Raw genomic sequence first — 8,677 nt, 5'->3', positions numbered from 1 at the left:
GGGGCCCGCGTGTGTCCGGGGCGTCCGGCCGGGGTCTGGGGCGGAGCCCCAGTTGCGGGAAGGGGCGGGGAGGGGAGCAGCCCGCCGCAGGCGTCAAGAGCCGCCGGACACCCTCTAGCCGTCCAGGCCGATCGCGAACGCCGCCTCCAGGTCGTGCTGCGAGTACGTCCGGAAGGCGATGTGGGTCTCGGTCGAGGCGACCCCCGGCAGCTTGCTGATCTGGCCCGTGATGATGTCCGCGAGGTCGTCGTGCCGAGCCACCCGCACCATCGCGATCAGATCGTGCGCGCCGGTGACCGAGTAGACCTCGCTCACACCCTCCAGCGCGGCGATCTTCTCGGCGGTCTCCGGGATCTGGTCCACGTTGGTCTTGATGAGCACGATCGAAGTGATCACGGCTGGCTTTCTCCCTCACTGGGCCTGGCTGCGCCGCCCACTCTAGCCGTCCGCCCGAACCGGGCCCACGCGTAGAGAAAGCCGAGCGTGAAGCCCACCAGATGGGCGAGATAGGCGACGCCGGGGCGGTCGTCGGCCTGCCGGGCGGCCACCCATTGGAGGGCCACCCAGAAGATCAGCACCGCCCAGGCCGGAAAGCGCAGCGGGAGGAAGAGCAGGAACGGGAAGAGGCTGGTCACCCGGGCACGGGGAAACAGCCACAGAAAGGCCCCGAGCACCCCGGAGATGGCCCCGGAGGCGCCCACCAGGGACTGGGCCGAGTCGGCGTGCGCGGCGGCGTACCCGAGGAGCGCCAGATAGCCGGTGGCGAGGTAGAAGACGGCGAACTGGAAACGGCCCATCCGCTCCTCGGTCATCGCCCCGAAGACATAGAGGAACAGCATGTTGCCGAGCAGATGCAGCCAGTTGCCGTGCACGAACAGCGCGGTCAGCGGGGCGAGCGGCTGATCGGGGTCGCCGCTCCACAGGGCGGTGGGCACCACCCCCCAGCGCTCGAAATACGCGGACTGGGCCTCCACCAGCCGCCCGCCCGAGCCATAGCCGGGGTTGAGCCCCGAGGCCGGTCCGAGGACGAAGATCAGGCAGCAGCTGGCGATCAGGCCGTACGTCATCCAGGGGCGGCCGGGCCCCGCCATCCAGGGGCGGTGCCGCCCCGACGACGTCTCGATCATGGGCAGATCATTCCGTACCGGGCGCAACCTCCACAGAGCGCCTCGCCGCGCTCCGCCGGGCCGTGGGGATGGACGGGCCCGGCACGGGCCAGGGCTCAGGCCGTAGGGTTACAGGACGCCGCCGACGAGCCGAGAAGCGAGGACCCGCAACCATGGCCGTGCCCCTGCCGACCGCCCAGACCCGCTGGCGTTGCACATTGTGCGGCAATCTCACCCGGTTCGATGTGACCCGCTCGACCAGAGCCGTGGAGTATGTGCATCTCGACTTGGCGGGGGAACCCAGAGTCGAGGAACGCGAGGTGCTCAGTGAGACCATTGAGTCAGTGCGTTGTCGCTGGTGCAACGCGGTCGACCAGGTCGAACTCGTGGATCGTCCGAGCACCGGCCAGAGCGCCTGAGAACGGAGCGGTGACAGGTGGTGGAGCGGACCGGTGACCCCGGGGCGGCCGGTGACGCCGAGGGCGTCCCCGAGGCGCTGGACCGCCCCCTGCCGGAGGGGGTGCGACGGCGCGTGGTGGCGCTGGTCGCGGATGCCTTCGGCGGTCTGACGGTCACCGAGCTGCCCACCCAGCTGCGGCAGTACGCCCGTTTCACCCCGACCCGCCGCGCCAAGTTCGCGGGCAACGCGATGGCCGCCGCGGTGGAGAGCGACCCCGTCTTCCGGCAGCGGATCGCGGGACGGCTGCGGGAGACCCAGCGGGAGCTGGCCGAGGCGATCGAGGGCGGTTCGCCGCCCGCCGCGGCCGATCCGGTGGATGTCGCGGCGGTGGCGTATGTGCTGCGCCCGGTGGGCTGGGTCAAGCTGGTCGAGGCTGCGGGCGAGGAGGCCCAGCGGGCCTCCGCCGAACGGGCCGGTGAGGAGGCGGCGCGCGAGCTCCAGCGGCTGCGTGACGAGCTCGCCGAGGCCAAGGCGGCCACCCGGCACGAGACGGAGCGGACGCGCACCGAGCTGGAGTCGGCCCGTAAGGAGAACGACGTGCTCCAGCGCAAGCTGCGCAGCGCGCAGAGCGATGTGAAGCGGGGCGCGGCCGCGCTGCGCAAGATCGAGGCGGAGCTGGAGTCCGTACGGTCGGAGGCGGCGGCCCGTCAGGCCACCGCGGACAGCGAGGCACGGCGGCTGCGGGCCCGGCTCGCGGAGGCGGAGTCGGCGCTGGAGGCCAGCCGGCGGGCGGTGCGCGAGGGGCGCAGCGTGGAGGACATGCGGCTGCGGCTGCTGCTGGACACGGTGCTGGACGCGGCGCAGGGGCTGCGGCGCGAACTGGCCCTGCCGCCCGCGTCGATGCGCCCGGCGGACACGGTGGACGCCGTGGAGCCGGGGAAGATGACGCCGAAGGACATAGCGACCAGGGCGCTGTCGGAGATGGACCCGGCGCTGCTGGACCAGCTGCTCGCGCTGCCCCAGGCGCATCTGGTGGTGGACGGCTACAACGTCACCAAGACCGGCTATCCCACGATGCCGCTGGAGAAGCAGCGGCTGCGGCTGCTGGGCGGTCTGGCGGTGCTCGCGGCCCAGACGGGCGCGGAGATGACCTGTGTCTTCGACGGGGCGGAGCTGGCCGCTCCGGTGCTGCTCGCGCCGCCGCGCGGGGTGCGGGTGCTGTTCAGCAAGCCGGGTGTGACGGCCGACGAGTTGATCCGGCAGCTGGTGCGGGCCGAGCCGCCGGGCCGTCCGGTGGTGGTGGTGTCCACCGACCGCGAGGTGGCCGACGGGGTGGCACGCGCCGGAGCGCGCCCCGTGGCATCGGCGTTGCTGCTGAAGCGACTTGCCCGTTCCTGAGCCGACGTAGCCCGAATCGCCCGTCCCCGTGCCCCGGTTGCCCCGTTTCTCCATTCCACGGCCGAAGTGCCCGAATCACTTCGAATGACTTCACAAGTCTGACCCGGGGCACTTGTGGTGTCAGCGGAGCGTCATCGGCCATCACTGCCTGTACGATATTTGTAAAAGATGCGCCCGTGGACCGACTTTTTTGCCGTCGGGATTTGAACGGATCACGGCGGGGTCACTATGGTCAGCTCGAACCTTCGCGCGGTTGATCACCCATCCGGGGTGACAGCGGAGGTACCGCCGAGTCCGCGCCCTGTCGCGGAGCCGGGGCCTCACAACCCCCCAACTCCCGGTAGGCGGCTGGAGGAAGAAGGAGCTCGCCTTCGTGGCGTCCCACCGTCGACCCAAGCAGCCGAGCCGCACTCGGGTAACCGTCCTCACCGCGACCGCGGCCGCCGCCGTCGCTCTCACTTCCCAGGCCGCCCAGGCCGCTCCGAAGCAGGACAAGAAGGACGTCAAGGAGCAGGTCGACAAGCTCTACGAAGAGGCGGAGCAGGCGACCGAGAAGTACAACGGCGCCAAGGAGAAGCAGGAGAAGCTGGAGAAGCAGGTCGGCGATCTCCAGGACAAGGTGGCGCGCGGTCAGGAGGACCTGAACAAGCTGCGCAACGGCCTGGGTTCGATGGCCACCGCCCAGTACCGCTCCGGCGGGATCGACCCCTCGGTGCAGCTGCTCCTCTCCTCCGACCCGGACACCTACCTCGAGAAGGCGTCCACCCTCAGCCAGCTGAGCGGCAAGCAGGCCGAGTCCCTGCGGAAGATCGCCGACAAGCAGCGCACCCTCAAGCAGCAGCGCGAGGAGGCGTCCACCAAGCTGCAGGACCTTGCCGACACCCGTAAGGCGCTCGGCAAGAAGAAGGACGAGATCCAGGGCAAGCTGTCCAAGGCCCGGAACCTCCTCAATACCCTGACCGCCAAGGAGCGCGCCAAGCTGGCGGCCCAGGACGCCGAGCGCGCCAACCGCTCCAGCGAGCGAGTCGACCTCGGCAACGAGGTGCCCGAGTCGGGGCGTGCCGCCGCCGCGCTGGCCGCCGCCAAGACGAAGATCGGCCTCCCGTACGTCTGGGGCGCGACCGGTCCGTCCTCCTTCGACTGCTCCGGACTCACCGGCTGGGCCTACCAGCAGGCCGGGGTGCAGCTGCCGCGCATCTCCCAGGATCAGGCGAACGCCGGCACCCGCATCAGCCGCGGTGAGCTCAAGCCGGGCGACCTGGTGCTCTTCTACGGCGACCTGCACCACATAGGTCTCTACGCGGGCAACGGCCAGGTGCTGCACGCGCCCAAGCCCGGTGCCGGTGTGCGCTACGAGTCGATGGACAACATGCCGTTCCAGTTCGGCGTCCGGGTCTGATCCGGAAGTCCTGCGAACCAGGTTTCAAACCGCCTCAACTGCCATCCTTTCGGGCGAATCTCCAGCGCCCTCGCTGATCCCCCGCCCCGCCGGTGACCTGCGTCAGTCGGCGGGGCGTCAGTGTGCCCGCGCCTCACGGCCGTTGGACCGTGGGTAGCGCCACGGCTACTGTCTGCCCGCAGTTCTCAGCCCGACACTGCGGAAGGGAGTGCGGCTTCCCATGGCGTTCTGTCGCCGCGTCGCGAAACCCCGGTCCGGCCGGGTCACCGTCTGGACCGCCGCCTCGGCGGCCGCGGTGGCCTCCGCCGCCGCGCTGTCCGCCGTGCCGGCCGGTGCCGAGCCGCACGACCCGGCGGGCCGTCCGTCCGCCCGGTCCGCCGGCGACCGGATCGCCACGCTCTACGCCCAGGCCGAGCGGGCCACCGAGCGCTACAACGCGGCGGAGACCCGCGCCCAGGCCCTGCGCCGTCAGGTCGGCCGGGTCCAGGACCGGGTCGCCCGCGGCCAGGGGCGGGTCAACCGGATGCGGACGGCGCTCGGCGCCCTCGCGGGCGGGCAGTACCGCACCGGAGGGATCGACCCGGGCCTCGCCCTGCTGCTGTCCGGGGACCCGGCCCAGTATCTCGACCGGGCCGCCACCCTGGACCGGATCACCAGCCGTCAGACCGCGCAGCTGCGGGTGTTCCAGAGCGCCCAGCGGACGCTGCGGCAGGAGCGCGCGGAGGCCGCGGCCAAGCTGGTGAAGCTGGAGCACAGCCGTAAGGAGGTGGCCCGCCACAAGCGGGCGGTCCAGCGCCGGCTGGCCACGGCACGGCGGCTGGTGAACGCGCTGCCGCCGGGGGAGTGGGAGAGCTACGCACGCCGCGCCTCGCGGGCGGGCGGACGGGAGCACGGTGCCCTCGCCGGGCTGGTGCCGGGCGCCCTTCCCGGCGGCCGTTCCCCTTCCGATTCCGGTTCCGATTCCGGTTACGGCTCCGAGGAGCTCCCTGGGGGCCTTACCGGCGGGCCGCACGCCGTACCGTCCTCGGGGCGGGCCGCCACGGCGTTCGGCGCGGCACGGGCGGCCCTGGGGCTGCCGTACGCATGGGGCCAGGCCGGTCCCACCGCCTTCGACTGCTCCGGGCTCATGCAATGGGCCTACTCCCACGCCGGGGTGGCCATTCCGCGCACCTCACAGGCCCAGGCGCACGCCGGGCAGTCGGTGCCGCTGTCCCAGGCCCGCCCCGGCGATCTGGTGGTCTACCGCTCCGACGCCAGCCATGTGGCCATGTACGCGGGCAACGGGCAGGTGATCCACGCCCCTTACCCCGGGGCGCGGGTCCGCTACGACCCCGTGGGCATGTTGCCGATCTCTTCCATCACTCGCGTCTGAAGCCGGCGCGCGGGCTCGTACGATCTAAGACGTGGCGGGTCGGTGGAGATCGGGCGGATGGCGGGCGCTGTTGTGCCTGCCCCTGGTGGGCGCGTTCTCCCTGACCGCGCTGAGCGGCTGCGGACCCGTCCCCCCGCCCGACGACCCCGAGGGGCGCGACGGCCGGGCCGTGCAGCGCATGCTGGACCAGCGTGCCGCCGCGGTCCGGAAGCGGGACGCGGACGCCTTCCTCGCCACCGTCGACCGCGGCTCGGCCGGCTATCTGGCCGAGCAGCGGCGGGTGTTCCGGCAGATGTCCGCCGTACCGCTGCGCTCCTGGACCTACCGCCTGGTGCGCACCGGCGGCTTCGAGCCCGCGCGGGTCGGCGGCCGCAGCCTCGCCGCACAGGTCGAACTCCGGTACCGGCTGAAGGGGTACGACACCGCGCCGGTCGTCTCCGCCCAGTACCTCACCCTCGCCCGGCGCGGCGGGCAGTGGTACGTGGCCTCGGACGACGGTGTGGTGGACGGCAAGCGCGGTATGGAGCAGCTGTGGGACCAGGGCACGGTCGACGTCGTGCGCGGCGCCCACAGCCTCGTTCTCGGCGTCGGGCAGGACCGGCGGGTGCTGCGCGCGGTCGCCGACACCGCGGACCGGGCGGTGCCCGTCCTGGGCCAGGTCTGGCCCCATGAGTGGGCCGGGCGCGTCGTGGTCGAGGTCCCCGCCTCCCTGGGCCGCATGGCCGCCCTGCTCGGCGCCTCCGCGGACGGCTACCGCGGGATCGCCGCCGTCACCACGGGCGAGGTCGGCGGGGCCGGTGACGAGACGCCCGCCGACCGTGTGATCGTCAACCCCGAGGCCTACCAGGTCCTCGGCGACTTCGGCCGGCGCGTCGTGATCACCCATGAGACGGCCCATGTGGCCACCCGCACCGCCACCAGCGCCACCACCCCGCTCTGGCTCTCCGAGGGCTTCGCCGACTGGGTGGGCTACCGCACCCCGGGCCGCACCCCCCGCCAGATCGCCCCCGAACTCACCGACGCCGTCACCGCCGGGCACCTGCCCACCGCGCTCCCGCGCGACGACGACTTCCGCTTCGGCAGCGACCCCGACCGCCTCTCCCGCGCCTATGAACAGGGCTGGCTGGCCTGCCGCCTGATCGCCGACGGGTGGGGCGAGAAGAAGCTGGTCGACTTCTACCGCGAGGTGGGCCGGGCGCACGAGCGCTCGGGCGCGGTGGAGTCGGCGCTGCGGAAGGTGCTCGGGGTGAGCCTGCGGGAGTTCACGGCGCGGTGGCGGAAGTACGTGGCGACCGAGCTGAGCTGAGCGCCGCGCCCGTGCATGGGGCGTGCGTTGGGCTGAGCGTCGCCCCGGGTCCTGGCCCGGACGCGTATGTGGGGAGCGAGCTGGGCTGAGCGCCGCGCCCGTGCGTGGGGAGTGCGTTGGGCTGAGCGCGGCCCCGGGTCCTGGCCCGGACGCGTATGTGGCGGGCGAGCTGGGCTGAGCGCCGCGCCCGTGCGTGGGGAGTGCGTTGGGCTGAGCGCGGCCCCGGGTCCCGGCCCGGACGCGTGCGTGGCGGGCGAGCTGGGCTGAGCGCCGCGCCCGTGCGTGGGGAGTGCGTTGGGCTGAGCGCGGCCCCGGGTCCCGGCCCGGACGCGTGCGTGGGGAGTGCGCTGGGCTGAGCGCCGCCCCAGGCCCCGCTCGGACGCGTATGTGGCGAGCGAGCTGCGCTCAGCCCCGGGCCCGTACGTGACGACGGGCCCGGGCCGTACCGCCCCGGGCCCTGGCCGGGACGCGGCGGAGCGGGCCCGTCGCCGCACCCGGTACTGTCGGCCAGGATGGACAAGACCCTGCTCGTGACCAACGACTTTCCGCCCCGCCCCGGTGGCATCCAGGCGTTTCTGCACAACATCGCGCTGCGCCTGGACCCGGACCGGATCGTCGTCTACGCCTCCACCTGGAAGCGCGGCCGGGAGGGCGCCGAGGCCACCGCCCGCTTCGACGCCGAGCAGCCGTACCCGGTCGTCCGGGACCGGACGACCATGCTGCTGCCCACCCCGCGCGTCACCCGCCGCGCGACCGCGCTGCTGCGCGAGCACGGCTGCACCTCGGTGTGGTTCGGCGCCGCCGCGCCGCTCGGGCTGATGGCCCCCGCGCTGCGCGCGGCCGGGGCGCGGCGGCTGGTGGCCACGACGCACGGCCACGAGGCCGCCTGGGCCCAGCTGCCCGCCTCACGGCAGCTGCTGCGGCGGATCGGCGCGGCCACGGACACCCTCACCTATCTCGGTGAGTACACCCGCTCCCGTATCGCCGCCGCGCTCGACCCCCGGGACGCCGCCCGGATGGTCCAACTCCCGCCCGGTGTGGACGAGAAGACCTTCCACCCCGGCTCGGGCGGCGATGAGATCCGGGCCCGGCTGGGCCTGGCCGAGCGGCCCGTCGTGGTCTGTGTCTCCCGGCTGGTGCCGCGCAAGGGGCAGGACACGCTGATCCGGGCCATGCCGAGGATCCTCCGGCGGGTGCCGGACGCGGTGCTGCTGATCGTCGGCGGCGGGCCGTACGCGAAGGATCTGCGCCGCCTCGCGGAGACCACGGGCGTGGCCGAGTCGGTGCGGTTCACCGGCCCCGTCCCCTGGGAGGAGCTGCCCGCCCACTACGGCGCGGGCGACGTCTTCGCCATGCCCTGCCGCACCCGCCGCGGCGGGCTGGATGTCGAGGGCCTCGGCATCGTCTATCTGGAGGCGTCCGCGACCGGTCTGCCGGTCGTCGCCGGGGACTCGGGCGGGGCACCGGACGCGGTGCTGGACGGCGAGACCGGATGGGTCGTACGGGGCGACTCCGCCGAGCAGAGCGCCGAGCGCGTCGTGACCCTGCTGGAGGACGCCGAGCTGCGCCGCCGCATGGGCGAGCGGGGCCGCGCCTGGGTGGAGGAGCGCTGGCGCTGGGACCTGCTGGCCGACCGCCTGAAGTCGCTGCTGTGACGGCCTGGGCGGTGTCCGGCGGATCGTGACGCCTGCGGCGG

The 8,677-nt window shown here is 73.2% G+C and carries 8 protein-coding genes; 6 read left to right on the top strand and 2 right to left on the bottom strand.

The annotated features are described in order from the left end of the window. Window positions 1-114: 114 nt before the first annotated feature. Window positions 115-396: an Lrp/AsnC ligand binding domain-containing protein gene (locus GWI24_RS35160; protein WP_020872014.1), complete on the bottom strand. Its 282-nt coding sequence runs from the start codon at window positions 394-396 to the stop codon at window positions 115-117. Next, a complete protein-coding gene (locus GWI24_RS35155) occupies window positions 393-1,127 on the bottom strand; it encodes a rhomboid family intramembrane serine protease (protein WP_210950094.1) in 735 nt (244 codons plus the stop codon). The genes GWI24_RS35160 and GWI24_RS35155 overlap by 4 nt, the downstream gene beginning before the upstream one ends. A gap of 152 nt (window positions 1,128-1,279) precedes the next feature. Between GWI24_RS35155 and GWI24_RS35150 the strand changes: the two genes are divergently transcribed. The 6 genes from GWI24_RS35150 to GWI24_RS35125 all read left to right on the top strand — a co-directional run bounded on the left by GWI24_RS35150 (window position 1,280) and on the right by GWI24_RS35125 (window position 8,636). Next, window positions 1,280-1,525, top strand: coding sequence for a hypothetical protein (locus tag GWI24_RS35150; protein WP_137977599.1), 246 nt, complete (start codon window positions 1,280-1,282; stop codon window positions 1,523-1,525). Window positions 1,526-1,542: 17 nt separating this feature from the next. After that, on the top strand, window positions 1,543-2,904 hold the full coding sequence (locus tag GWI24_RS35145; RefSeq protein ID WP_210950093.1) for an NYN domain-containing protein: 1,362 nt from the start codon (window positions 1,543-1,545) through the stop codon (window positions 2,902-2,904). 373 nt (window positions 2,905-3,277) lie between these two features. Continuing rightward, window positions 3,278-4,303 (top strand): NlpC/P60 family protein, encoded by a 1,026-nt coding sequence (locus tag GWI24_RS35140; protein ID WP_210950092.1) that lies wholly within the window; start codon window positions 3,278-3,280, stop codon window positions 4,301-4,303. Between the two features lie 220 nt (window positions 4,304-4,523). Then, window positions 4,524-5,675 carry an NlpC/P60 family protein gene (locus GWI24_RS35135; protein WP_210950091.1) on the top strand — a complete coding sequence of 384 codons (1,152 nt, stop codon included), beginning with the start codon at window positions 4,524-4,526 and terminating at the stop codon, window positions 5,673-5,675. A 70-nt stretch (window positions 5,676-5,745) separates the two neighbouring features. After that, window positions 5,746-6,981, top strand: coding sequence for a hypothetical protein (locus GWI24_RS35130; RefSeq protein WP_210950095.1), 1,236 nt, complete (start codon window positions 5,746-5,748; stop codon window positions 6,979-6,981). Between the two features lie 512 nt (window positions 6,982-7,493). Beyond that, on the top strand, window positions 7,494-8,636 hold the full coding sequence (locus tag GWI24_RS35125) for a glycosyltransferase family 4 protein (protein ID WP_210950090.1): 1,143 nt from the start codon (window positions 7,494-7,496) through the stop codon (window positions 8,634-8,636). The last annotated feature ends 41 nt before the right edge of the window (window positions 8,637-8,677 follow it).

The sequence above is a fragment of the Streptomyces sp. MK37H genome, assembly GCF_018035285.1.
GTDB lineage: Bacteria > Actinomycetota > Actinomycetes > Streptomycetales > Streptomycetaceae > Streptomyces > Streptomyces endocoffeicus.
The sequence above is the reverse complement of the archived record's forward strand: the minus strand, read 5'-3'. Positions and strand labels throughout refer to the sequence as shown.

Excerpts from the sequence above, each read along its gene's own strand:
- GWI24_RS35155 (WP_210950094.1), bottom strand. The coding sequence starts at position 1,127 with ATGATCGAGACGTCGTCGGGGCGGCACCGCCCCTGGATGGCGGGGCCC.
- GWI24_RS35150 (WP_137977599.1), top strand. The coding sequence starts at position 1,280 with ATGGCCGTGCCCCTGCCGACCGCCCAGACCCGCTGGCGTTGCACATTG.
- GWI24_RS35135 (WP_210950091.1), top strand. The coding sequence starts at position 4,524 with ATGGCGTTCTGTCGCCGCGTCGCGAAACCCCGGTCCGGCCGGGTCACC.
- GWI24_RS35125 (WP_210950090.1), top strand. The coding sequence starts at position 7,494 with ATGGACAAGACCCTGCTCGTGACCAACGACTTTCCGCCCCGCCCCGGT.